Raw genomic sequence first — 23,078 nt, 5'->3', positions numbered from 1 at the left:
TTCATCCGCCTGAACGTGCATAATAAAAAGAACATCACAACAACAAAAAACGGAGGCTTTATGCCACTGCACAACCTGACGCGCTTCCCACGCCTGGAATTTATCGGCGCGCCCACGCCGCTCGAATACCTCCCACGTTTATCTGATCATCTTGGACGCGACATTTTTATAAAGCGGGACGACGTCACGCCAATGGCGATGGGCGGCAATAAGCTGCGCAAACTGGAGTTTCTTGCCGCTGACGCGCTGCGCGAAGGGGCGGATACGCTGATTACCGCTGGCGCTATTCAGTCCAACCATGTGCGTCAGACGGCGGCGGTGGCGGCGAAGCTCGGTCTGCATTGCGTCGCGCTGCTGGAAAACCCGATCGGCACCACGGCGGAAAACTATCTGAGCAACGGCAACCGGCTACTGCTGGATCTGTTCAACGTGCAAATCGAAATGTGCGACGCGTTAACCGATCCGGACACCCAGCTACAGGAATTAGCCACCCGGCTCGAAGCGCAGGGCTTCCGGCCTTACGTTATCCCGGTGGGCGGTTCAAACGCCCTCGGCGCGTTAGGTTACGTTGAAAGCGCGCTGGAGATCGCCCAGCAGTGTGAAGGGGCGGTACAGCTCTCTTCGGTGGTGGTGGCTTCCGGCAGCGCTGGCACTCATGCCGGTCTGGCAGTGGGCCTTGAACAACTGATGCCAGAAGTGGAGCTGATTGGCGTCACGGTATCGCGTAGCGTCGCCGAACAAAAACCAAAGGTGGCGGCGCTGCAGCAGACCCTTGCCAAAACCCTGGAACTGACCGCGTCGGCAGACATTGCGCTGTGGGATGACTATTTTGCGCCCGGTTATGGCATGCCGAATGAAGAGGGGATGGAAGCGGTAAAACTGCTGGCGCGCCTGGAAGGCATTCTTCTCGATCCGGTGTATACCGGGAAAGCGATGGCCGGGCTAATCGACGGCATCAGCCAGAAGCGTTTTAAAGACGAAGGTCCCGTTCTCTTTATTCATACCGGCGGTGCGCCTGCGCTCTTTGCCTACCATCCCCACGTGTAATATCGGATAAGCTCATGCAAGAAAGTATCCAACTGGTTATTGATTCCCTGCCGTATCTGCTTAAAGGCGCGGTGTTCACGCTGCAGTTAAGCATCGGCGGGATGTTTTTCGGCCTGCTGCTGGGATTTATCCTTGCGCTGATGCGCCTGTCGCCGCTGCTGCCGCTTCGCTGGCTGGCGCGGTTTTATATCTCCATTTTTCGCGGTACGCCGCTTATCGCCCAACTGTTTATGATCTACTACGGCCTGCCGCAGTTCGGTATTGAACTGGATCCGATCCCGGCGGCGATGATCGGTCTGTCGCTTAATACCGCCGCCTATGCCGCGGAAACCCTGCGGGCGGCGATCTCGTCCATTGATAAAGGGCAGTGGGAAGCGGCGGCCAGTATTGGCATGACGCCGTGGCAAACGATGCGCCGGGCGATTTTGCCGCAAGCTTCGCGGGTGGCGCTGCCGCCGCTCAGCAACAGCTTTATCAGTCTGGTGAAAGACACCTCGCTGGCGGCGACCATTCAGGTGCCGGAGCTGTTCCGCCAGGCGCAACTGATCACCTCGCGCACGCTGGAAGTGTTCACCATGTATCTGGCGGCCTCGCTGATCTACTGGGTGATGGCGACCGTGCTGTCAACGTTACAGAACTACTTTGAAAATCAACTCAACCGCCAGGAGAGAGAGCCGAAATGAGCGCGATCGAAGTGAAAAACCTGGTCAAAAAGTTTCATGGTCAGACCGTCCTGCACGGTATCGATCTGGAGGTTAAACCCGGCGAAGTGATCGCCATCATCGGCCCCAGCGGGTCGGGTAAAACCACGCTATTGCGCAGTATAAACCTGCTTGAGCAGCCGGAGGCCGGGACAATCAAAGTGGGCGAGATCACCATTGATACCGCACGCTCGTTGAATCAGCAAAAATCGCTGATTCGCCAGCTACGACAGCATGTCGGCTTCGTGTTTCAGAATTTCAATTTGTTCCCTCACCGGACGGTGCTGGAAAACATTATTGAAGGACCGGTTATTGTGAAAGGCGAACCTAAAGACGCCGCAACGGCGCTGGCGCGGGAACTGCTGGCGAAGGTGGGCCTCGCTGGCAAAGAGACCAGTTATCCGCGACGTCTCTCCGGCGGTCAGCAGCAGCGTGTGGCCATTGCCCGGGCGCTGGCGATGCGCCCGGAGGTGATCCTGTTTGATGAGCCGACCTCGGCGCTCGATCCCGAACTGGTGGGTGAGGTGCTTAACACCATTCGCCAGCTGGCGCAGGAAAAACGCACAATGGTCATCGTCACCCATGAAATGAGTTTTGCCCGCGACGTGGCGGACCGGGCGATATTTATGGATCAAGGGCGAATAGTAGAGCAAGGGCCGGCGAAATCGTTATTCAGCGAACCGCAGCAGCCGAGAACACGTCAGTTCCTTGAGAAGTTTCTCCTGCAATAACTCTCCCGCCAGGCACGCAATGATTCACGCCGGTCGGCGCGTGCCATTTTGCATAATTATTTATGGTTATTGCATGACGGGATCCTTATTTCTTTCGCCCTGTTCTGAATAACACTTTACGGTTCAAGTAATTTGCGTTCTGACCGATATTTCATTAATGAAACATGTCATTATGTGTTAGCTTATTTCATACATTAATAATGATTATCAATCACAAGAGCCCAGCGACTGAGTATGCAGGATACCGATTTCTTTACCTGGCGGCGGACGATGCTGTTACGCTTCCAGGAAATGACCCGCGCAGAAGACGTTTACAACGAATTACAGCTTCAGACGCAACGCCTGGAATTTGATTATTACGCGCTGTGTGTCAGACATCCCGTTCCGTTTACCCGGCCCAAAATTACCCTTCATACCACTTACCCGGCGGCGTGGGTTTCGCACTATCAGTCCGAGAACTATTTCGCCATCGATCCGGTGCTCAAGGCGGAGAACTTCATCCAAGGGCATCTGCCGTGGAATGACGCCTTATTCAGTCATGCTCAGACGATGTGGGACGCGGCGCGCGCGCATGGTCTGCGCAAAGGCGTCACACAGTGCTTAATGCTGCCCAACCGGGCGCTGGGTTTTCTCTCCGTTTCTCGTGCAAGCCTGCGCCATACGCCTTTCGACACCGATGAAGTGGAGCTTAAGCTACAACTGCTGGTGCGGGAAAGCCTGACGGCGCTGACTCGTCTGGAGGATGACATGGTGATGGCGCCGGAAATGCGCTTTAGCAAGCGGGAAAAAGAGATCCTGAAATGGACCGCAGAAGGCAAAACGTCGGCTGAAATCGCGATGATCTTGTCGATATCGGAGAATACCGTCAACTTTCACCAGAAGAATATGCAGAAGAAATTCAACGCTCCCAATAAAACGCAGATTGCCTGCTATGCCGCTGCGACGGGGCTCATCTGAAACGTTGAGCGTTCTGCGTGTCAGACGATAAACCGGCTGAAAACTGTGCTCTCAGCCGGTTTTGTTTTACTGGCGGTAAGCTTGTTTAATCTGCTTAACCGTACTGGAAAATACGGCGGCCTGGGTTTCGTCTTCGACCAGCGCGATCTGTTTTTCCATCTTAAGAATCACACGGCCCGCATCGGCCTGGCCCATCGCCTGGAGCATCAGCGTTAACAGCGCCTTCAGGCAGGTGACTTCGGTAGCCAGTTCTTGATTATTTTCGGCAGTGGAAAAATCAGGCGTACTCATTTATTTTCCTCGTTATGTCTCAGTAAAAATGTGCGATGGTAAATGGTGAGGCCGCGGAGTATACCATAAGCCAGGCTAAAAATAGCAGCGGTTGTTTTTTGATCAAAAAAAAGCGGTTGGGGTTAATTTAAACCACAACCTCAGCCGCGTATATTTACGCGCATTATTGTTTATTAGGCGTATTTGACTCGTTAATTATTGTTACAAACTTGCTGTGTAATTAGCATCTTTTTGCGCCGTATCGTTTTCTGTCGCCATTCTGAAACGACTTTCCGAAATAAGACATGTAACAGATTGTTAGTACATGGAGTTTCCACTCCACGTACACACTAATTTCCAAAAACGAGAGCAAAATCGGTCGCGGAGCGTTTTTTACGTTTCAAAGTTGAGATAAAACCCGCTAATATAGGGATGTTTTATTATCAGTAGCGTTATCCCTATTCTGGAGAAATTCCTTTGATCAACGTTCTTCTTGTTGATGACCACGAACTGGTGCGCGCAGGGATACGACGCATTCTTGAAGATATTAAGGGTATAAAAGTCGTCGGTGAGGCGAACTGCGGTGAGGATGCCGTCAAATGGTGCCGCACAAACACCGTCGACGTCGTGTTGATGGACATGAACATGCCCGGTATTGGCGGTCTGGAAGCCACGCGTAAAATTGCGCGTTCAACGGCTGATATAAAAGTCATCATGTTAACCGTCCATACGGAAAACCCGTTACCTGCGAAAGTGATGCAGGCGGGAGCCGCTGGCTATCTCAGCAAAGGCGCGGCGCCGCAGGAAGTGGTTAATGCAATTCGTTCGGTGTACACCGGTCAACGCTACATTGCTTCAGACATTGCCCAGCAGATGGCGTTGAGTCAGATTGAGCCGGAAAAAACGGAAACGCCCTTTGCCAGTTTGTCTGAACGGGAATTGCAGATTATGCTGATGATCACCAAAGGTCAGAAGGTTAATGAGATTTCAGAGCAACTGAATCTCAGTCCTAAAACGGTGAACAGCTATCGCTATCGTATGTTCAGTAAATTAAACATTCATGGTGATGTCGAGCTGACTCACCTGGCAATTCGCCATGGCCTGTGTAATGCGGAGACGTTAACAAGCCAGTGAGTGTTCAGTTTGATTCAAAAGCATTTTTAAAAACCGTCACCAGCCAGCCCGGCGTGTACCGGATGTATGATGCCGGTGGTACGGTAATTTATGTGGGAAAAGCGAAAGACCTGAAAAAACGGCTTTCCAGCTATTTCCGCAGCAATCTGGCGTCGCGTAAAACGGAAGCGCTGGTGGCGCTCATCCAGCAAATAGACGTGACGGTGACCCACACCGAAACGGAAGCGCTGCTGCTTGAGCACAACTACATCAAGCTTTATCAGCCGCGTTACAACGTACTGCTGCGCGACGACAAATCCTATCCCTTTATTTTCCTCAGCGGCGACACGCATCCCCGACTGGCGATGCACCGTGGCGCCAAACACGCCAAAGGCGAGTATTTTGGACCTTTCCCGAATGGCTATGCGGTACGTGAAACGCTGGCGCTGCTGCAGAAAATCTTTCCGATTCGTCAGTGTGAAAACAGCGTATACCGCAACCGTTCGCGTCCCTGTCTGCAGTATCAGATTGGTCGCTGCCTCGGCCCCTGCGTCGAAGGGCTGGTGAGTGAAGAAGAATATGCGCAGCAGGTGGAGTACGTGCGCCTGTTTTTATCCGGCAAAGACGATCAGGTGCTGACGCAATTGATCGCGCGGATGGAAAAAGCCAGCGAGAATCTTGCCTTTGAAGAAGCCGCGCGCATTCGCGATCAGATCCAGGCCGTGCGCCGCGTGACGGAAAAACAGTTCGTCTCGAATACCGGGGACGATCTTGACGTCATCGGCGTGGCGTTCGACGCCGGTATGGCTTGTGTGCATGTGCTTTTCATCCGGCAAGGAAAGGTGCTGGGTAGCCGCAGTTATTTCCCGAAAGTCCCCGGCGGTACGGAACTGGGCGAAGTCGTGGAAACATTCGTCGGCCAGTTCTATTTACAGGGTAGTCAGATGCGTACCTTGCCGGGCGAGATCCTGCTTGATTTTAACCTTAGCGATAAAACGCTGTTGGCCGACTCGCTATCTGAACTGGCGGGGCGTCGTATTCATGTACAGACGCGCCCCCGAGGCGATCGCGCGCGCTACCTCAAGCTGGCGCGCACAAATGCCGCGACCGCGTTGACCACCCGGTTGTCTCAGCAGTCGACCATTAACCAGCGTCTGACCGCGCTGGCGACGGTGCTGAACCTTCCAGCCATCAAGCGCATGGAGTGTTTCGACATCAGCCATACGATGGGCGAGCAGACGGTGGCCTCCTGCGTGGTGTTCGATGCCAACGGGCCGCTGCGCGCGGAGTATCGCCGTTACAACATTACCGGTATCACGCCGGGTGATGATTATGCGGCGATGAATCAGGTGTTACGCCGCCGCTACGGGAAGGCTATCGAAGAGAGTAAGATTCCGGACGTGATCCTGATCGATGGCGGCAAAGGACAACTGGGCCAGGCGAAAGCGGTTTTTGCCGGGCTGGACGTGACCTGGGATAAAAATCACCCGCTGCTGCTGGGCGTGGCGAAAGGCGCTGACCGTAAAGCCGGACTGGAAACCCTGTTCTTTGAGCCGGAAGGCGAGGGCTTTAGCCTGCCGCCGGACTCGCCAGCGCTGCATGTGATCCAGCATATTCGCGACGAATCGCACGATCATGCCATCGGCGGACACCGTAAAAAACGGGCGAAGGTGAAAAATACCAGCACGCTGGAGACGATTGAAGGCGTGGGGCCAAAACGTCGCCAGGTTTTGTTGAAATATATGGGCGGTTTGCAAGGATTACGTAATGCCAGCGTAGAAGAAATTGCAAAAGTGCCGGGTATTTCGCAAGGTCTGGCAGAAAAGATCTTCTGGTCGTTGAAACATTGAGGTCTCTGTAGCAACATAGGGGTAATTTCTCTGACAACAGATAGTTACCCGTCACTATGCAATTTAATATCCCAACGTTGCTAACGCTGTTCCGTGTCATCCTCATTCCATTCTTTGTCGTGGTGTTTTATCTGCCGTTTAGCTGGTCGCCCTTCGTGGCGGCGCTGATCTTTGTGGTGGCTGCCGTCACCGACTGGTTTGACGGCTTCCTGGCGCGCCGCTGGAACCAGAGCACCCGGTTTGGCGCTTTTCTCGACCCGGTGGCGGATAAAGTGCTGGTTGCCATCGCGATGGTGCTGGTGACCGAACACTATCACAGCTGGTGGGTGACGCTGCCTGCGGCAATCATGATCGCGCGCGAAATTATTATTTCTGCGCTGCGTGAATGGATGGCGGAACTGGGTAAACGCAGTAGCGTGGCGGTTTCATGGATTGGTAAAGTTAAAACCACCTCGCAAATGGCGGCCCTGGCGTGGCTGCTGTGGCGACCCAATATTTGGGTCGAGTATGCGGGCATTGCGCTGTTTTTCGTCGCGGCAGTCCTGACGTTGTGGTCAATGTTCCAGTATCTGAACGCTGCGCGCGGGGATTTGCTTGATCAGTGATCGTTTCGCCGCAAATTTCAGCAAACGAGCGGAAGTGGCGAAAAATATCGTTGACTCATTGCGTCAGGTAAGTAGAATGCAACGCATCGAACGGCAGCACGGTTTGCCAGACGATAGCAAAATCAAGTGATTAACAACGTACTTGATTATGCGGGAATAGCTCAGTTGGTAGAGCACGACCTTGCCAAGGTCGGGGTCGCGAGTTCGAGTCTCGTTTCCCGCTCCAGATTAACGGCACCGGCGATAGCGGGTGCGGGTCGAAAGACAAAGAATTAAGGCGCGTTAGCAAAGCGGTTATGTAGCGGATTGCAAATCCGTCTAGTCCGGTTCGACTCCGGAACGCGCCTCCACTTTTTCCCGAGCCCGGATGGTGGAATCGGTAGACACAAGGGATTTAAAATCCCTCGGCGTTCGCGCTGTGCGGGTTCAAGTCCCGCTCCGGGTACCATGGGAACAGAAGAATAATCAAAGCAATAAGCAGTGTCGTGAAACCGCCCTTCAGGCGGTTTTTTTATTTCTACGGCATGGCTGACACGTGCTGAACATTTCCTCCTGCGTAGAAATAACGTCTCATAATGTATTCCGCCTGATTATGACGGAACACAAGATTACGGCGACATTATCCTTTTCGTTTCAGTAAACCGTATGGACAGATAGCAATCACGCACAGATGAGCTAAATGACAATATTTAGGATGATTTTCATCATTGCCTGGGCATAAGCTATTTGTTTTCATCGCATTCCATAATTCTTTATTGTAGCGTGTCACATTATAGACGGTAATGGGATAGGGTTTGTGGTCTATTAATACACCGTCCTGAAACGGCTCAATAATGCTGCCGCTGGATAAAAATATATCTGCCTGATACCAGATCGTTAATTTTAAATTTTTCAGACTACAAATGCATGAGAAACACATACCCGTTGTCGGGCTGACAACGGTGTCAATGACAGTCCATTCCATACTCACCTTCACGTCAATATTAAATACATTTTTTAAGGCCAGATTTAGCCTAGTAGAAAATGCAAGTGACGCATAACTTATTGAAAATGATCAACTTTTTAATTAACCTACTGAAGGTGTTGTTTTTTAATAAATTATTAAGTTTGTATGATGTTTTTATTTACATTATATTACATTTTAGTCTTATAGATGCATTGCTATTATTGATCGTGAGCAATTGTTATACATTTCAATTATTAAAAAATGCTAATGCATACTGCCTGACTGCAATGCTTACGGATTATTCTTCACTCCCGCGCGGAACGTGACAGATTACGCCAGTAAATTGTGTCAGAAGCGATTTCTTTTCTTGCGCGCGCAGGGTGTATCCGCCGCTCCTTTCAACCTGTAAGATAGCCACAGTTAAGCATTCAACGAGGACAAGCATGATGAAAACGGGACCGTTAAACGAAAGCGAACTGGAGTGGCTGGACGATGTATTGACCCAATACAACACCGATCATGCCATACTGGACGTCGCAGAGCTGGATGGGCTGATCACCGCTGTTCTCAGTTCGCCGCGCGAAATTGAGCCAGATGAGTGGCTGGTTGCCGTGTGGGGCGGTGCGCAATATGTGCCGCGCTGGTCTTCAGAAAAAGAGATGACGCGTTTTATGAATCTCGCTTTCCAGCACATGGCGGATACCGCTGACCGACTCAATGCGTTTCCAGAGCAGTTCGAGCCGCTGTTTGGCCTGCGGGAAGTCGATGGCCATGAGCTCACCATCGTAGAAGAATGGTGCTTCGGTTATATGCGGGGCGTGGCGCTGTCTGACTGGTCAGCGTTGCCTGACACGCTGAAACCGGCCCTGGATGCCATTGCGCTTCACGGTACGGAAGAGAATTTCAGCAAAGTCGAGAAACTTAGCCCGGAAGCATTTGAAGAGAGTGTCGATGCCATTCGCCTTGCGGCGCTGGATCTCCATGCTTACTGGATGGCGCATCCGCAGGAAACGCCGGTGCAGGTGCCGGTGAAAGCAGAGGTGAAACCAGGACGTAACGATCCATGTCCGTGCGGCAGCGGCAAAAAATATAAGCAGTGCTGCCTGCATTAAAATTTACGGCCTGGCGACGTTTCGCCCGTCAGGCCGTTTGTCGTCTCTCTGACCGACCTATCCCACCTCAGGCAACAGCCCGGCGGCAATACAGAACTGCACCCCGATGACGGCAATACCGCAGAGAAACACCAGGGCCAGCGCAGGACGCCCGCCCGACACGCGGTAGTCAGCTTGCGGATTTTGTTTTCTGCTCTGCCATGCGAGCAGCGAGGGCACGATCAGCGCCAGCACCGCCAGTGCGACACCGGCATAGCCCAGCGCCATCACAAAACCACGCGGATAGAAGAGGGCGAATGCCAGCGGAGGCAGAAAGGTAATCGCCCCGGTTTGCAGTCGGCCTGACGCCGTATTACGGCGCTGGAACAGATCCGCCAGATAATCAAACAACCCGAGGGCCACCCCGAGAAACGAGGTCGCCAACGCCAGATCAGCAAACAGATGCACAGCCAGCTCAACGTGCGCCGAGGCCACCACTTCCCGCAGGGCCTGCAGCAGGCCGTTCAAACCCGCATGATCCGCCAGCAGCCCCATAAACGTTGTCGAGTCGATGCTGCCAAGCGTGGCCAGTTGCCAGAAAATGTAGGCCACCAACGGAATCGCGCTGCCGATAATAAATACCCACCGCAATTTACGAGTATTGCCGTTCATATAGCTGACAATGCTGGGAACGCTGCCGTGAAACCCGAAGGAGGTAAAGATCACCGGAATGGCGGAAAGGGCAAGGCCCTGTTCCAGCGGCAGGGTTAACAGGTTAACTTTGTGAATATGGGGCATCAGCAGCGCCAGCATGACGACCAGGAAAATGATTTTGGCGCTGAACAGAAAACGGTTAAACAGATCGACCAGCGAGGTGCCGACACATACCACGCCACCGGCAACAAAGGTGAACAGCAGGACACCCGCGGTGGGGGACATTTGTTTTCCGCTCCAGTCGCTGATACTGGCTGCCAGCAGTTCGCCAGCGCCGCTAATGTACGCTGCGGTGAGGGCATACATCAAAAACATCATACTGAAGCCTGTCGCCCACTGACCGTATCGGCCAAGATAACGCTTCGCCAGCGATCCGAGGCCGGTATCCGCCGGAACGTGTTGATAAACTTCCAGCAGCAACAGCGCGGTATAACACATTAAGGCCCACAGACCCATCAGCAGCGCAAAAGTCACGCCAAAACCGACGCCAGCGGCCGCCAGCGGCATGGCCAGCATCCCGGCGCCAATCGTGGTGCCAGCCACGATAAAAACACTTCCCAGAGTTCTATTTTTCACGCTTTACACTGCCCTGCAGATAAACAACGGTAAGATCTGCGGCGCAGGGTAAGGCAAAACGTTATTTTCGTCAAATCACCGTTACAATCTGTGTAAACATAATTATACATCTATTCCCGCATTGAACCTGCGCTAGCGCAAGGCGAAGAACGCGCGTGCCGCTTAGGCTATCCGTTTTGATTCAGGAGGACATATGACATCCATTCACGGGCACGAAGTGTTGAATATGATGATAGCGTCGGGCGAACCGTATTCAACGGCAAGTCTGGAAGCGGCGATAAAAAATCGCTTCGGCGAACAGGCGCGTTTTCATACCTGTTCCGCGTCAGATATGACCGCGGGGGAACTGGTGGCGTTTCTGGCGGCGAAAGGAAAATTTGTTGCCAAGGATGACGGTTTTTCCACTCATGAAAGTAAGATCTGCCGTCATTAACAAAACGGTGAGGATAACCTCACCGTCAGACATTAATTTGCGGTATCAAGAGTCGAAAGTTCTTTATCAATAAAATACAACCCTTCGCCGCTTTTCCCCGCCAGGGTTAATTTATCAATAACGGATTTAAACAGTTTTTCTTCTTCATGCTGTTCAGCGACGTACCATTGCAGGAAATTAAAGGTCGGATAATCCTGGCTGGTCATTGCGGCATGAGCCAGTTCATTTATTTTCTGCGTAATTAATTGTTCGTGCTCATACGTGGCGCGGAATAATTCGTCCAGCGATGCGTACTCCGCAAAAGGCGAGGAGACGGTATTAATGCGCGGCAGGCTGCCGGTATCGGTCAGATAGTCGAACAGGCGTTGCATATGGGTCATCTCTTCCTGCGCATGGCGACGCAGAAACGCGGCGGCGCCTTCAAAACTGTGGTAACTACACCAGGCGCTCATCTGCTGATAGAGCAGCGAAGAATATAACTCCAGATTCATTTGCTCATTGAGTTTATCGATCATTTCTGTTTTCAGCATGGTTACGCTCCACAAAGGTGAGAATTATTTTGATGTGGCGTCACTATAATTTGTTATTTAAATATTTGCAAAAGGTAAAATAATAAATTTAATTATTAAAAATACGAATGGGAATAAAACGCATTTACGCTATATGCCCGATATAATAGGGATAAAGGCCAGCGATACCCTGGCCGTTATTTTAATAAGTAGGGGAAAGCGTTTGTGACAAGGCGACACCCTGGCACTGGTATGAAAGGATAACCTGACTGTTGATACAGAGCGAACCTGCAAATACACGACAGGTTTTAACCGGCTGCCCGAAGCGTACGGCATTGGCATAGCCTGTCTGTTGACAGGCCTTCGTCGCGGTGCCGTGGGCGATATACTCATCGGTTACCGCATTTTGTAACATGGCTTCACCGTAACTCAGACGTACCACACCCGTGGTCGCGCTGACTTCGCTCACCTCAGCGTGCCTGCTTATCGTACATCCTGTCAGTGCCGTCAATGAAAGGGCAAGTAAAAGCGTCTTCATGGTTTCACTCTGATAGATCGGGGATAGGCTATCCTACTCTATGCCTGCGAATTTCAATGGCCGGAATAGCTTACAGATCCGCTATCACTAATTTGTACGGCCAGGGTTGCGCCTTTCGTTCTGCAAAAATGTGAAGCTCACTCTGTTTTTTAAAATCGTTTTTCACAAAATTTGAAAGTGCGTTTGGGAAGTAGTACTGTTCCTGAAACGTCATTGACTCATGGCGGGACAACCCGCACGCATTTCAGGAGAAGACAGAATGAAAATTGCACTCATGATGGAAAACAGCCAGGCCAGCAAAAACGCCATCATTCATAACGAGCTTAAAGCGGTTGCGGATGAAAAAGGCTTTCCGGTATTCAACGTTGGTATGAGCGATGAAAACGATCATCATCTGACCTACATCCATCTGGGTATCATGGCCAGCATTCTGCTGAATGCCAAAGCAGTTGACTTTGTCGTGACTGGCTGTGGTACCGGTCAGGGCGCGCTGATGTCTCTGAATATCCATCCGGGCGTGGTGTGCGGTTACTGCATCGATCCGGCTGACGCCTTCCTGTTTGCGCAGATCAACAACGGTAATGCGCTGTCTCTGCCGTTTGCAAAAGGATTTGGCTGGGGCGCAGAACTGAACGTACGCTTCATTTTCGAGAAAGCCTTTACCGGTCGTAACGGGGAAGGATACCCGCCGGAGCGTAAAGAGCCGCAGGTACGTAACGCAGGTATTCTGAACCAGGTGAAAGCGGCAGTTGTGAAAGACAACTACCTTGACACATTGCGGGCGATCGACCCGGAACTGGTCAAAACCGCCGTGTCTGGCCCGCGCTTCCAGCAGTGTTTCTTTGAGAACTGCCAGAACAAAGAGATCGAAGCCTTTGTTCGCGAAATCCTGGGCTAATCACCGCGACGAAACCGGATGGCCTTGCGCCGTCCGGTAACTACCCTGATTTCTTTGCCGACACCGCACTTCCCGCATCGTTCGCCAGCCTCAACGTATCCACCATCCCCACCAGACAGATCGCCGCAATCGTCACAAACGCCAGGCGAAAGCTGATGCCGGGCGTCGCGCTTATTTCCAGCCATTCGCTGATGCTTGCGCCGATCCGGATCCCAATTGCGCCCAGCGAAATGCCCAACCCAACGGCCAACTGAGTGGCGGTACTGAATAGCGTATTGGCATAACTCATCTGTTCAGCAGGAACGTCCGCAAAGGCGAGGGTGCTGATGCCGGTGAACTGTACAGAACGGAATACGCCGCCAAGGTAAAGCACCAGTAATAGCAACCAGACGGGCGTGTCGGGCGTCAGGTACGCACAGGCGAGCAGCGCCAGCACATTGAGCGCGCCATTAATCAACAACAGCTTTTTAAAGCCAAGCCAGCGGATCAGCGGAGTGGTGGCGGGTTTGATCGTTAAATTACCGACAAAAACCGCCAGTACCAGCGAGCCCGCCTGAAAAGCATTCATACCAAAACCAACCTGAAACATCAGCGGCAGCAAAAACGGAACGGCGCTAATCGAGGCGCGAAACAAAGAGCCACCGTACATCGTGACGCGAAACGTCGGCACCTGCATAGCGTCCAGACGAATCATCGGATGTGCGGCTTGCTGAAAATGACGCAGTGAATACGCCAGGGTGATCCCGCCCAGCAGCAGCAGCGTGAGTGGCAAGCCCGGCGCAAATTGCTGAGCGCCCATCAGTTCCATCGCGTAAACCAGACTGACCATCGCAATGGCGGTAGCCATAAAACCCGGCACATCGAAAGGACGGCGAACCTCCTCTTTTATATCGGGGATAAAACGCAGCGCCAGCGTCATTGCCAGCAGCCCTGCCGGTACGTTAATAAAGAAAATCCATCGCCAACTGGCATAGCTGGTTATAAATCCACCCAGCGGCGGGCCGATGATGGGCGCCACCAGGGCGGGCCAGGTTAAGGTGGCGATGGCGGTAATGAGCTGATGCTTCGGCGTGGTGCGCAGTACGGCCAGACGTCCGACGGGCACCATCAGCGCGCCGCCGACGCCTTGAAAAATACGCATCGCCAGAAAGCCTTCCAGCGTGGTGGCAAGACCGCAAAGCACTGAAGCCAGCGTAAAAATGGCCAGGGCAAGGGTAAACACTTTGCGCGCGCCAAAGCGGTCGGCTATCCAGCCGCTGGCGGGTATCAGTACCGCCAGGGTGATCAGATACGCGCTGATACCGATATTCAGATCCACGGCCTGAACACCGAAAGTAGTGGCCATATCCGGCAGGGCAGTCGCGATCACCGTGCCGTCAATGAACTCCATAAAAAATGCGCCAGCAACAAGCAAAGCGGCAGGAGAGATGCCCCGTTTGCTTTCTGTGACCCAATCGTCTCGCATGTGGTCCTTGCCTTCAAAAAAAATTTAAATTTTTACTGGAACTTAACGTGATACAGGCCTTTGAAAAGTCAGCAATAAGGGCAAATTTGGAAAGAAAATGTTAATTTAATTATGTGATATGCATCACATAATGGTTGATTTTTGTGATGAGTGTCATATTATACACGCATAGGCAATAACACCTGCATAACAATACCTTTGGAGTCATGCCATGAAACTGCGTAAAATCCTCAAAAGCATGTTTGAAAATTATTGCAAAACATTCAAAGACGTACCGCCTGGCGCGATGTTCTGATAAAAAACCTGCTTCGGCAGGTTTTTTTATGCCCGCGAGCCGGGTACCCGTATGACTATCGTTTCTGCGACGTAATCGGTACTATGTCGGCCTTTCTTTTTTCAGGAGCCCAAGCAATGTCCCAACCGATGAATGCCGATCAGGAACTGGTATCTGATGTTGTCGCCTGCCAACTGGTGATCAAACAAATCCTTGATGTACTTGATGTGATCGCGCCCGTTGAAGTACGTGAAAAAATGTCCAGCCAGCTAAAGAATATCGATTTCACCACACATCCGGCGGCAGCCGACCCTATCACCCTGCGCGCCATTCAAAAGGCAATCGCGCTCATTGATCTCAAATTCACGCCGCAGGGCGAAGCACATTAAAATAAACCGTTGTTTCAGAATTTAGAAATGTTTTTTGCGATGCCTCCTGTTTATGGGAGGCATCCGGGAACGCGGACTTGCGTAATGGCCTGCGGGGAAGGGAACGGCAGGCCAGTGCGGGGATATTAATGCTGCTGATAATTCACCACGTTAAGGACATGCTGGTCGGTCTGGGCTGGACATAGCCCTGCGCGTTTCGCGTTGCGCACTTCCTCAAAGATGGTCTGCAATAACAATCCGTCCTGCTGCTGTTCTTTCTCCAGATCGTGCAGGAAAGTGAGCGTCTGTGCGTCGTTCAATGCCTGCGCTTCATCGGCCAGACGCGACAGCGTACTGGCGCGCTGTTGGTACTCTTCGAGTGTTTTTTGAAACAATTCTTCCAGGGAATGCAAATCGCTGCCCGGCACGTCAACCGCCTTCACGATCGGGTTCGCGCCGGCGTTTTTCATAAAATTAAACATCCGCATCATATGGGTGACGTTACTTTGCGCCTGGGTGCGAAGAAATGTTGCCGTTCCCATCAAACTTTGCTCTGAGCACCATTCGCTCAAATGGAGATAAAAATTCGAGGCGTAAAACTCAAGGTTCATTTGGGTGTTGAGTTTGTGAGCCATGCCTGCTGCAGCCATAACAATATCCTTATTTACTGAAAGAGACGGTGTGCGGGATAAACGGCACACTTAACTGTTAGCAGAATAAAACCCCTTCTGCCGGTCCATGAGTGATCGTAGTATCAATTCAGTCGCTGATCGAAATAAGCATAGCGCCGAATGCAAATTAAGAAAATCCTTAATGCTGTATGTTTATAAATTTTTACATGTTGCTGAAAGCAATGTCTGAATGCCAAAAATATTACCCCGCGTGATTAAAATGCATCCTGTTGATTATCAATGATTTTCATCTTGAATTTATTTTTGAAATGACGTTTCAGATCACAAAAGAGATCCCTCGGCCATGGTAGGATCGGATTATTGATAATTCTTTTTTACGTTGGCGCATTAATTTACGAATGACACTGTTTAGTCAGAAATTATCGGCTCGCCATTTTTGCGCCAGATCAGTTTCACTAAAAACTATTTTATTTTACCGAATGATAACGTCGTTATTTCGGTCTATTTGACATCATTGGCATGAGGTTGTGGAAATGAAAAAAGTTGCTGTCCTGTTGGCGCCTGGCTTTGAAGAAGCGGAAGCGATTGTCACCATTGATATTTTACGCCGTCTGCACATTGAGGTGGACACGCTGGCCTGCGCGGAGTCGCGGGCGGTGGTAAGCTATCACGATGTTCCGATGGTGGCGGATCAAACCCTGGCAGAAAGTCTGGAAACACTCTATGACGCCGTGGTGCTGCCGGGTGGACCGCAGGGTAGCGTCAATCTGGCAGCCAGTCCCCAGGTTGTGGCGTTCATCGCTCGCCATGACGCGGCGGGTAAACTGATCTGCCCGATTTGTTCGGCGGCGGCACGAGTGTTGGGCGGCAATGGGTTACTGAAAGGACGTCGCTACGTCTGTTCCGGCGATCTCTACGAGACAGTCACCGATGGCGTGTATGTCGACGCCCCGGTAGTGGAAGACGGAAATCTGCTGAGCGGAAAAGGGCTGGGACACATCTTTGACTTTGCGCTGGCGCTGTCGGCCCGTTTACTCGGCGATGACGCGCCGGTACGCGACCACGCCGACCATATTTATTATCGCTGGTAATTTTCGTGTCCCCAAATATGCCGTATTTGGGGACAAGGATTTGCTGGCTGACGTTATGGATTAATTGGCTATCTTGTTTTTTATTTGTCAGACAATACCCCCATTCTTATGTCATTTTCCGCTGAATTTATGTACGCAATTACTGTAATTCTGCGGTGTGATGCCGCTCTCCTATGGAGAATCAATTTCCCGCTACAACTATTCCAGAACCGGCATTTACCAGGCGAATAAATGGTAATGCCTTGTTTTACGTCTGAATTACAAAGAATCGTTCGATTATACCCTACATAAAATGACGCTAAAGCTGGAGTTAACCATGCACAAATTCACTAAAGCGCTGGCGGCCATCGGTCTGGCTGCCGTTATGTCACAATCCGCTATTGCTGAAACCATGAAGTTAGGTTTTCTGGTCAAACAACCCGAAGAGCCCTGGTTTCAGACAGAATGGAAATTTGCCGATAAGGCCGGGAAAGATCTGGGCTTTGAGGTAATCAAAATAGCGGTCCCGGACGGGGAAAAAACCCTGAATGCGATCGACAGTCTGGCGGCCAGCGGCGCGAAAGGGTTCGTCATTTGTACGCCTGACCCGAAACTCGGTTCGGCGATTGTCGCCAAGGCGCGCGGGTATGACATGAAAGTCATTGCCGTCGATGACCAGTTCGTTAATGCCAAAGGTAAACCCATGGACAGCGTCCCGCTGGTGATGATGGCGGCGACCAAAATCGGCGAGCGTCAGGGCCAGGAACTGTTTAAAGAGATGCAGAAACGCGGCTGGGACGTCAAAGAGACCGCGGTGATGGCGATTACCGCCAACGAGCTGGATACGGCGCGCCGTCGTACCTCCGGTTCCATGGAAGCGCTGAAAGCCGCCGGCTTCCCGGAAAAACAAATTTATCAGGTGCCCACCAAATCAAACGATATCCCGGGCGCGTTTGACGCCGCCAACTCGATGCTGGTGCAGCATCCGGAAGTCAAACACTGGTTGATCGTCGGCATGAACGATAACACGGTGCTCGGCGGCGTCCGGGCGACAGAAGGCCAGGGCTTTAAGGCGCCGGACGTTATCGGTATCGGCATTAACGGGGTTGATGCGGTAAGCGAGCTGTCGAAAGCGCAGGCCACCGGCTTTTACGGTTCGCTACTGCCAAGCCCGGACGTTCACGGCTATAAGTCCAGCGAAATGCTTTACAACTGGGTGACTAAAGATGCAGAACCGCCAAAATTCACTGAGGTCACAGACGTGGTGCTGATCACCCGCGACAACTTCAAAGAAGAACTGGCGAAAAAAGGCCTGGGCGGTAAATAACCTGACAGACAGCGAATGCCGGGCAAGGCGCAGCGGCCCTCCGGCATTCGCTGTGAACGAGGAGTCGTTATGCAACAGTCTACCCCGTATCTCTCATTTCGCGGCATCGGTAAAACGTTCCCCGGCGTCAGGGCGCTCTCGGACATCAGTTTTGACTGCCATGCCGGTCAGGTGCATGCGTTGATGGGAGAAAATGGCGCCGGGAAATCCACTCTCCTGAAAATTCTCAGCGGCAACTATGCGCCTACCACGGGCTCTTTGGCGATTCGCGGTCAGGAGATGTCGTTTTCTGACACCACCGCCGCACTGAACGCCGGTGTCGCGATTATTTACCAGGAATTGCATCTCGTCCCGGAAATGACCGTGGCGGAGAATATTTATCTCGGCCAGCTTCCGCACAAGGGCGGAATCGTAAACCGCAGCCTGCTTAACGACGAAGCGGGGCTGCAACTGAAACATCTTGGAATGGATATTGATCCCGATACCCCGCTGAAATACTTGTCTATCGGCCAGTGGCAAATGGTGGAGATTGCCAAAGCGCTGGCGCGTAACGCCAAAATTATCGCCTTTGACGAGCCGACCAGTTCGCTTTCAGCGAGGGAGATTGAGAATTTGTTTCGGGTGATCCGCGAACTGCGCAAAGAAGGCCGCGTCATTTTGTACGTTTCACACCGCATGGAAGAAATTTTTGCCCTTAGCGACGCCATTACTGTGTTTAAGGATGGACGCTATGTCACCACCTTCACCGATATGACGCAGGTGAACCATGACATGCTGGTTCAGGCGATGGTGGGGCGCGATCTCGGCGATATCTATGGTTGGCAACCGCGGCAGTATGGTGCGGAGCGTCTGCGTTTGCATGAGGTAAAAGCGCCTGGCGTGCGTATACCAGTCAGCCTGACGGTGCGCAGCGGAGAAATCGTCGGACTGTTTGGTCTGGTCGGCGCAGGCCGCAGCGAACTGATGAAAGGGCTGTTTGGCGGCACGCGGATCAGTAACGGGCAGGTGTATATCGACGGTCAACAGATTGATATTCGCAAACCCGCGAACGCCATTGCCGCCGGTATGATGCTGTGCCCTGAGGACCGCAAAGCCGAAGGAATTATTCCGGTGCATTCCGTTCGCGACAATATCAATATCAGCGCCCGCCGCAAGCATGTGCTTGGCGGCTGCCTGATCAATAACGGCTGGGAGGAAACCAACGCCGATCACCACATTCGTTCCCTGAACATCAAAACGCCTGGCGCGGAGCAACTGATCATGAACCTTTCCGGCGGGAACCAGCAGAAGGCGATTCTGGGGCGCTGGCTGTCGGAAGAGATGAAGGTCATTTTGCTCGACGAACCGACGCGCGGCATTGATGTTGGCGCGAAGCACGAAATTTACAACGTAATCTATGCCCTGGCCGCCCGCGGCGTCGCGGTGCTTTTCGCCTCCAGCGATCTGCCGGAAGTGCTCGGTGTCGCAGACCGCATCATCGTCATGCGGGAAGGGGAAATTGCCGGGGAACTGCTTCATGAACAGGCGGATGAGCGCCAGGCGCTGAGCCTCGCTATGCCTAAAGTCAGCCAGGCAGTCGCCTGAGAAAGGAGAGAAAGATGTCTTCCGTAACAACGTCTGGTTCTGGCGCGCCGAAGTCGCCGTCGTCGTTTAGTCTGGGTCGCATCTGGGATCAGTATGGCATGCTGGTGGTCTTCGCCGTTCTGTTCCTCGCCTGCGCGATTTTTGTGCCTAACTTTGCCACCTTCATCAACATGAAAGGGCTGGGGCTGGCTATCTCTATGTCGGGGATGGTGGCATGCGGCATGTTATTCTGCCTGGCGTCAGGGGATTTTGACCTCTCTGTCGCCTCGGTGATCGCCTGTGCCGGGGTAACCACGGCAGTGGTGATCAACATGAGCGAAAGCCTGTGGATTGGCGTCGGCGCGGGGTTGCTGCTCGGCGTGCTGTGCGGGCTGGTTAATGGCTTTGTAATCGCCAGGCTGAAGATTAACGCGCTGATTACCACGCTGGCGACGATGCAGATTGTCCGCGGGCTGGCCTATATCATCTCTGACGGTAAAGCCGTAGGGATTGAGGATGAACGCTTTTTCACCCTTGGCTACGCCAACTGGTTCGGCCTACCGGCCCCCATCTGGCTGACGGTCGCCTGCCTGATCATTTTTGGTTTACTGCTGAATAAAACCACCTTTGGACGCAATACGCTGGCGATTGGGGGAAATGAAGAGGCGGCGCGTCTGGCGGGGGTACCGGTCGTTCGGACCAAAATCATCATCTTCGTGCTGTCGGGGCTGGTGTCTGCGGCGGCCGGGATTATCCTCGCGTCGCGCATGACCAGCGGACAGCCAATGACCTCTATCGGTTACGAGCTGATCGTCATTTCCGCCTGCGTGTTAGGCGGCGTTTCCCTCAAAGGCGGCATCGGAAAAATCTCATATGTGGTCGCCGGAGTCCTTATTTTAGGCACCGTTGAGAACGCCATGAACCTGCTGAATATTTCGCCTTTCGCCCAGTACGTGGTACGCGGCTTAATCCTGCTGGCAGCAGTGATCTTCGACCGTTACAAGCAAAAAGCGAAGCGCAGTGTTTGATAAAAAAATCCTCAACTTTTTAGTCTAGTTCCTCCCTTTTGCCAGCCGCTACCCCGGCTGGCAACTGTCTTTCTAAATGGCGAGCAGGGTCACACTGTCTATACTTACATGACTATGGGGCGCGATCCGCGCGTTGCCGGAAATAATGATAAGGAGGAGAACCGGGTGGCAGAACCGTTAACCGCAATCCCTGAACAATCCGCTCTCTACGCTTACTTTTTTGATCTTGATGGCACCCTGGCGGAGATCAAACCGCATCCTGACCAGGTCGTTGTGCCACCAACGATTCTTCAGATGCTTCACCGTCTTGCCGAGAACAGCGCTGGAGCACTGGCACTGGTTTCAGGGCGTTCCATGGCGGAACTTGATGCGCTGGCGAAACCCTGGCGTTTTCCGCTGGCGGGCGTCCACGGCGCCGAGCGGCGCGACATTCATGGCCGGACGCATATCGTTCATCTTCCGCAAGCCATAGAGCGTGAGGTGAGCCTGCAACTGCATACCGCGCTGGCGAATCTGCCAGGCACTGAACTCGAGACCAAAGGCATGGCCTTTGCGCTGCACTATCGTCAGGCACCAGAGCATGAGGCGACCCTTCAGGCGATAGCGAGCCGCATTACCCAGACCTGGCCGCAACTGGCCATTCAGCAGGGTAAATGCGTTGTAGAGATAAAACCGAAGGGGACCAACAAAGGAGAGGCGATCTCTGCGTTTATGCAGGAAGCGCCGTTTGCCGGGCGAATCCCGGTATTTTTGGGAGATGACTTGACCGATGAAACAGGATTTGCCGTGGTGAACAACGCGGGGGGTATGTCAATCAAAGTGGGTGAGGGAGAAACCCTGGCGAAATGGCGTCTCGCAAGCGTTCCCGACGTATGGCGTTGGATCGAAACTATTCACACTTCACAACAACAAGAAAAAAACACGAATGACAGGAGAGATGGCTATGAGTCGTTTAGTCGTAGTATCTAATCGAATTGCTCCCCCGGACAATAAAACCAGCGCAGGCGGACTGGCCGTCGGCGTGCTGGGCGCGCTGAAAGCCGCAGGAGGATTATGGTTCGGTTGGAGTGGCGAACTGGGGAACGAGGATCAGCCGTTAAAAAAGGTGACCCGGGGCAACATTACCTGGGCGTCGTTTAATCTGAGCGAGCAGGATCACGAAGAGTATTACAACCAGTTTTCTAATGCCGTGTTATGGCCGGCCTTTCACTACCGTCTGGATCTGGTGAATTTCCAGCGTTCGGCGTGGGAAGGTTATCAGCGGGTCAATGCGCTGTTAGCGGACAAGCTGCTGCCGCTGCTAAAAGAGGATGACATCATCTGGATCCACGATTATCACCTGCTGCCGTTCGCCAGCGAGCTGCGTAAGCGTGGGGTAAATAATCGTATCGGCTTCTTCCTGCATATTCCGTTCCCGACGCCAGAAATCTTTAACGCGCTGCCGTGTTCAGAAGAGCTACTGGAACAACTGTGCGACTTCGATCTGTTGGGATTCCAGACGGAAAATGACCGACTGGCGTTCCTGGACAGCTTGTCCAGCCTGACGAGAGTCGCGACCCGTGAAAGCCGAAGCCACATCGCGTGGGGCAAAAGCTTCCGTACCGAGGTGTATCCTATCGGCATCGAGCCAGATGAGATCGCTCAGCAGGCCTCGGGTCCGCTGCCGCCGAAACTGGCGCAGCTTAAGGCTGAACTCAAAAATCTGAAGAATATTTTTTCCGTTGAGCGCCTCGACTACTCGAAAGGGTTGCCGGAGCGTTTTCAGGCTTATGAAGCGCTGCTGGAGAAATACCCGCAGCACCACGGCAAAATTCGCTATACCCAGATAGCCCCCACCTCCCGTGGCGATGTTCAGGCCTACCAGGATATCCGTCATCAGCTTGAGACCGAAGCCGGACGCATCAACGGTAAATATGGTCAACTGGGCTGGACGCCGCTGTTCTACCTGAATCAGCATTTTGATCGCAAGCTGTTGATGAAAGTGTTTCGCTACTCTGACGTAGGGCTGGTGACGCCGCTGCGTGACGGTATGAACCTGGTGGCGAAAGAGTTCGTGGCCGCGCAGGACCCGGCGAACCCCGGCGTGCTCGTGCTTTCACAATTTGCCGGCGCGGCGAACGAGTTGACGTCTGCGCTGATCGTCAATCCTTACGATCGTGACGAAGTGGCCGCGGCGCTGGATCGCGCGTTAACGATGCCGCTGGCGGAGCGCATATCCCGCCACGCGGAAATGCTGGAGGTGATTGTTAAAAATGACATCAATCACTGGCAGGAGCGCTTTATCTGCGATTTAAAGCAGATCGCGCCGCGCAGTGCTGACAGCCTGCAGCAGAACAAAGTGGCGACCTTCCCGAAACTGGCCTGATGGCGGC

At 52.7% G+C, this 23,078-nt stretch carries 26 protein-coding genes and 3 tRNA genes; 21 read left to right on the top strand and 8 right to left on the bottom strand.

The features are described from left to right. Positions 1-60 precede the first annotated feature (60 nt). From dcyD to sdiA, 4 genes are all read left to right on the top strand, one after another. The gene (gene dcyD / locus CSE01S_RS02940) at positions 61-1,047 is read left to right on the top strand and encodes a D-cysteine desulfhydrase (RefSeq protein ID WP_042284003.1); all 987 of its coding nucleotides are present in this window, start codon (positions 61-63) and stop codon (positions 1,045-1,047) included. Positions 1,048-1,061: 14 nt separating this feature from the next. Continuing rightward, entirely contained in the window at positions 1,062-1,730 is a 669-nt protein-coding gene (gene tcyL / locus CSE01S_RS02935; RefSeq protein WP_042284001.1) for a cystine ABC transporter permease, read from the top strand. Next, a complete protein-coding gene (tcyN, locus tag CSE01S_RS02930; protein ID WP_042283998.1) occupies positions 1,727-2,479 on the top strand; it encodes an L-cystine ABC transporter ATP-binding protein TcyN in 753 nt (250 codons plus the stop codon). Before tcyL ends, tcyN begins: the two co-directional genes overlap by 4 nt. Before the next feature lie 234 nt (positions 2,480-2,713). Continuing rightward, positions 2,714-3,436: a quorum-sensing transcriptional regulator SdiA gene (sdiA, locus tag CSE01S_RS02925; protein WP_042283995.1), complete on the top strand. Its 723-nt coding sequence runs from the start codon at positions 2,714-2,716 to the stop codon at positions 3,434-3,436. 66 nt (positions 3,437-3,502) lie between these two features. Here the strand turns inward: sdiA and CSE01S_RS02920 are convergent, their stop codons facing one another. Then, positions 3,503-3,727 (bottom strand): DUF2594 family protein, encoded by a 225-nt coding sequence (locus CSE01S_RS02920; protein ID WP_042283992.1) that lies wholly within the window; start codon positions 3,725-3,727, stop codon positions 3,503-3,505. Between the two features lie 19 nt (positions 3,728-3,746). Beyond that, entirely contained in the window at positions 3,747-3,794 is a 48-nt protein-coding gene (locus CSE01S_RS23580) for a hypothetical protein (RefSeq protein ID WP_439709082.1), read from the bottom strand. A gap of 389 nt (positions 3,795-4,183) precedes the next feature. Here CSE01S_RS23580 and uvrY point away from each other — a divergent pair, with 389 nt between their 5' ends. From uvrY to CSE01S_RS02885, 6 genes are all read left to right on the top strand, one after another. Continuing rightward, positions 4,184-4,840 carry a UvrY/SirA/GacA family response regulator transcription factor gene (gene uvrY / locus CSE01S_RS02910; protein WP_042283990.1) on the top strand — a complete coding sequence of 219 codons (657 nt, stop codon included), beginning with the start codon at positions 4,184-4,186 and terminating at the stop codon, positions 4,838-4,840. Beyond that, the gene (gene uvrC, locus CSE01S_RS02905; protein ID WP_042283987.1) at positions 4,837-6,669 is read left to right on the top strand and encodes an excinuclease ABC subunit UvrC; all 1,833 of its coding nucleotides are present in this window, start codon (positions 4,837-4,839) and stop codon (positions 6,667-6,669) included. Before uvrY ends, uvrC begins: the two co-directional genes overlap by 4 nt. Positions 6,670-6,725: 56 nt before the next feature. Next, entirely contained in the window at positions 6,726-7,274 is a 549-nt protein-coding gene (gene pgsA, locus CSE01S_RS02900; protein ID WP_042283985.1) for a CDP-diacylglycerol--glycerol-3-phosphate 3-phosphatidyltransferase, read from the top strand. Between the two features lie 150 nt (positions 7,275-7,424). Then, a tRNA-Gly gene (locus CSE01S_RS02895) sits at positions 7,425-7,500 on the top strand. A 50-nt stretch (positions 7,501-7,550) separates the two neighbouring features. Continuing rightward, positions 7,551-7,624 (top strand) — tRNA-Cys (locus tag CSE01S_RS02890). 11 nt (positions 7,625-7,635) lie between these two features. Next, positions 7,636-7,722, top strand: a tRNA-Leu gene (locus CSE01S_RS02885). A 171-nt stretch (positions 7,723-7,893) separates the two neighbouring features. On the opposite strand, the gene CSE01S_RS02880 is transcribed toward CSE01S_RS02885, so the two are convergent. Then, entirely contained in the window at positions 7,894-8,238 is a 345-nt protein-coding gene (locus CSE01S_RS02880) for an anti-adapter protein IraM (protein ID WP_042283982.1), read from the bottom strand. A 428-nt stretch (positions 8,239-8,666) separates the two neighbouring features. Here CSE01S_RS02880 and CSE01S_RS02875 point away from each other — a divergent pair, with 428 nt between their 5' ends. Next, positions 8,667-9,332 carry a YecA/YgfB family protein gene (locus tag CSE01S_RS02875; RefSeq protein WP_042283979.1) on the top strand — a complete coding sequence of 222 codons (666 nt, stop codon included), beginning with the start codon at positions 8,667-8,669 and terminating at the stop codon, positions 9,330-9,332. 57 nt (positions 9,333-9,389) lie between these two features. Here CSE01S_RS02875 and tyrP read toward each other — a convergent pair whose 3' ends face one another. Beyond that, on the bottom strand, positions 9,390-10,601 hold the full coding sequence (gene tyrP, locus CSE01S_RS02870) for a tyrosine transporter TyrP (protein WP_042283977.1): 1,212 nt from the start codon (positions 10,599-10,601) through the stop codon (positions 9,390-9,392). Between the two features lie 193 nt (positions 10,602-10,794). Here tyrP and CSE01S_RS02865 point away from each other — a divergent pair, with 193 nt between their 5' ends. Next, the gene (locus CSE01S_RS02865) at positions 10,795-11,034 is read left to right on the top strand and encodes a YecH family metal-binding protein (RefSeq protein WP_042283976.1); all 240 of its coding nucleotides are present in this window, start codon (positions 10,795-10,797) and stop codon (positions 11,032-11,034) included. A gap of 32 nt (positions 11,035-11,066) precedes the next feature. On the opposite strand, the gene ftnA is transcribed toward CSE01S_RS02865, so the two are convergent. Then, entirely contained in the window at positions 11,067-11,564 is a 498-nt protein-coding gene (gene ftnA, locus CSE01S_RS02860) for a non-heme ferritin (protein WP_042283973.1), read from the bottom strand. A gap of 181 nt (positions 11,565-11,745) precedes the next feature. Next, complete coding sequence (gene yecR / locus CSE01S_RS02855) at positions 11,746-12,081, bottom strand: YecR family lipoprotein (RefSeq protein WP_042283971.1); 336 nt, start codon at positions 12,079-12,081, stop codon at positions 11,746-11,748. A 259-nt stretch (positions 12,082-12,340) separates the two neighbouring features. Between yecR and CSE01S_RS02850 the strand changes: the two genes are divergently transcribed. Beyond that, positions 12,341-12,979, top strand: a complete 639-nt coding sequence (locus tag CSE01S_RS02850; protein ID WP_042283968.1) for an RpiB/LacA/LacB family sugar-phosphate isomerase — start codon at positions 12,341-12,343, stop codon at positions 12,977-12,979. A 40-nt stretch (positions 12,980-13,019) separates the two neighbouring features. On the opposite strand, the gene CSE01S_RS02845 is transcribed toward CSE01S_RS02850, so the two are convergent. Continuing rightward, on the bottom strand, positions 13,020-14,444 hold the full coding sequence (locus CSE01S_RS02845; RefSeq protein WP_042283965.1) for an MFS transporter: 1,425 nt from the start codon (positions 14,442-14,444) through the stop codon (positions 13,020-13,022). 211 nt (positions 14,445-14,655) lie between these two features. Between CSE01S_RS02845 and azuC the strand changes: the two genes are divergently transcribed. Together azuC and CSE01S_RS02840 are read left to right on the top strand one after the other, a co-directional pair. After that, on the top strand, positions 14,656-14,739 hold the full coding sequence (gene azuC / locus CSE01S_RS23015; RefSeq protein ID WP_014229869.1) for a stress response protein AzuC: 84 nt from the start codon (positions 14,656-14,658) through the stop codon (positions 14,737-14,739). A gap of 116 nt (positions 14,740-14,855) precedes the next feature. Further along, a complete protein-coding gene (locus CSE01S_RS02840) occupies positions 14,856-15,107 on the top strand; it encodes a DUF2766 family protein (protein ID WP_042283963.1) in 252 nt (83 codons plus the stop codon). A 125-nt stretch (positions 15,108-15,232) separates the two neighbouring features. On the opposite strand, the gene CSE01S_RS02835 is transcribed toward CSE01S_RS02840, so the two are convergent. Then, positions 15,233-15,736, bottom strand: coding sequence for a non-heme ferritin-like protein (locus CSE01S_RS02835; RefSeq protein ID WP_042283961.1), 504 nt, complete (start codon positions 15,734-15,736; stop codon positions 15,233-15,235). 515 nt (positions 15,737-16,251) lie between these two features. On the opposite strand from CSE01S_RS02835, the gene CSE01S_RS02830 reads away from it, so the two are divergent. From CSE01S_RS02830 to otsA, 6 genes are all read left to right on the top strand, one after another. Then, positions 16,252-16,809, top strand: a complete 558-nt coding sequence (locus CSE01S_RS02830; RefSeq protein WP_042283958.1) for a DJ-1/PfpI family protein — start codon at positions 16,252-16,254, stop codon at positions 16,807-16,809. Positions 16,810-17,125: 316 nt separating this feature from the next. After that, complete coding sequence (araF, locus tag CSE01S_RS02825) at positions 17,126-18,115, top strand: arabinose ABC transporter substrate-binding protein AraF (RefSeq protein ID WP_042283956.1); 990 nt, start codon at positions 17,126-17,128, stop codon at positions 18,113-18,115. 69 nt (positions 18,116-18,184) lie between these two features. Beyond that, positions 18,185-19,699 (top strand): L-arabinose ABC transporter ATP-binding protein AraG, encoded by a 1,515-nt coding sequence (gene araG / locus CSE01S_RS02820; RefSeq protein WP_042283952.1) that lies wholly within the window; start codon positions 18,185-18,187, stop codon positions 19,697-19,699. 14 nt (positions 19,700-19,713) lie between these two features. Continuing rightward, complete coding sequence (gene araH / locus CSE01S_RS02815) at positions 19,714-20,706, top strand: arabinose ABC transporter permease AraH (RefSeq protein ID WP_042283948.1); 993 nt, start codon at positions 19,714-19,716, stop codon at positions 20,704-20,706. A gap of 165 nt (positions 20,707-20,871) precedes the next feature. Beyond that, positions 20,872-21,675, top strand: a complete 804-nt coding sequence (otsB, locus tag CSE01S_RS02810) for a trehalose-phosphatase (protein ID WP_042284742.1) — start codon at positions 20,872-20,874, stop codon at positions 21,673-21,675. After that, positions 21,650-23,071, top strand: coding sequence for an alpha,alpha-trehalose-phosphate synthase (gene otsA / locus CSE01S_RS02805; RefSeq protein ID WP_042283945.1), 1,422 nt, complete (start codon positions 21,650-21,652; stop codon positions 23,069-23,071). The genes otsB and otsA overlap by 26 nt, the downstream gene beginning before the upstream one ends. Positions 23,072-23,078 lie beyond the last annotated feature (7 nt).

It is taken from the genome of Citrobacter sedlakii NBRC 105722 (assembly GCF_000759835.1).
Taxonomy (GTDB): Bacteria; Pseudomonadota; Gammaproteobacteria; order Enterobacterales; family Enterobacteriaceae; genus Citrobacter_A; species Citrobacter_A sedlakii.
This window is presented reverse-complemented; position numbering and strand designations above follow the sequence as displayed.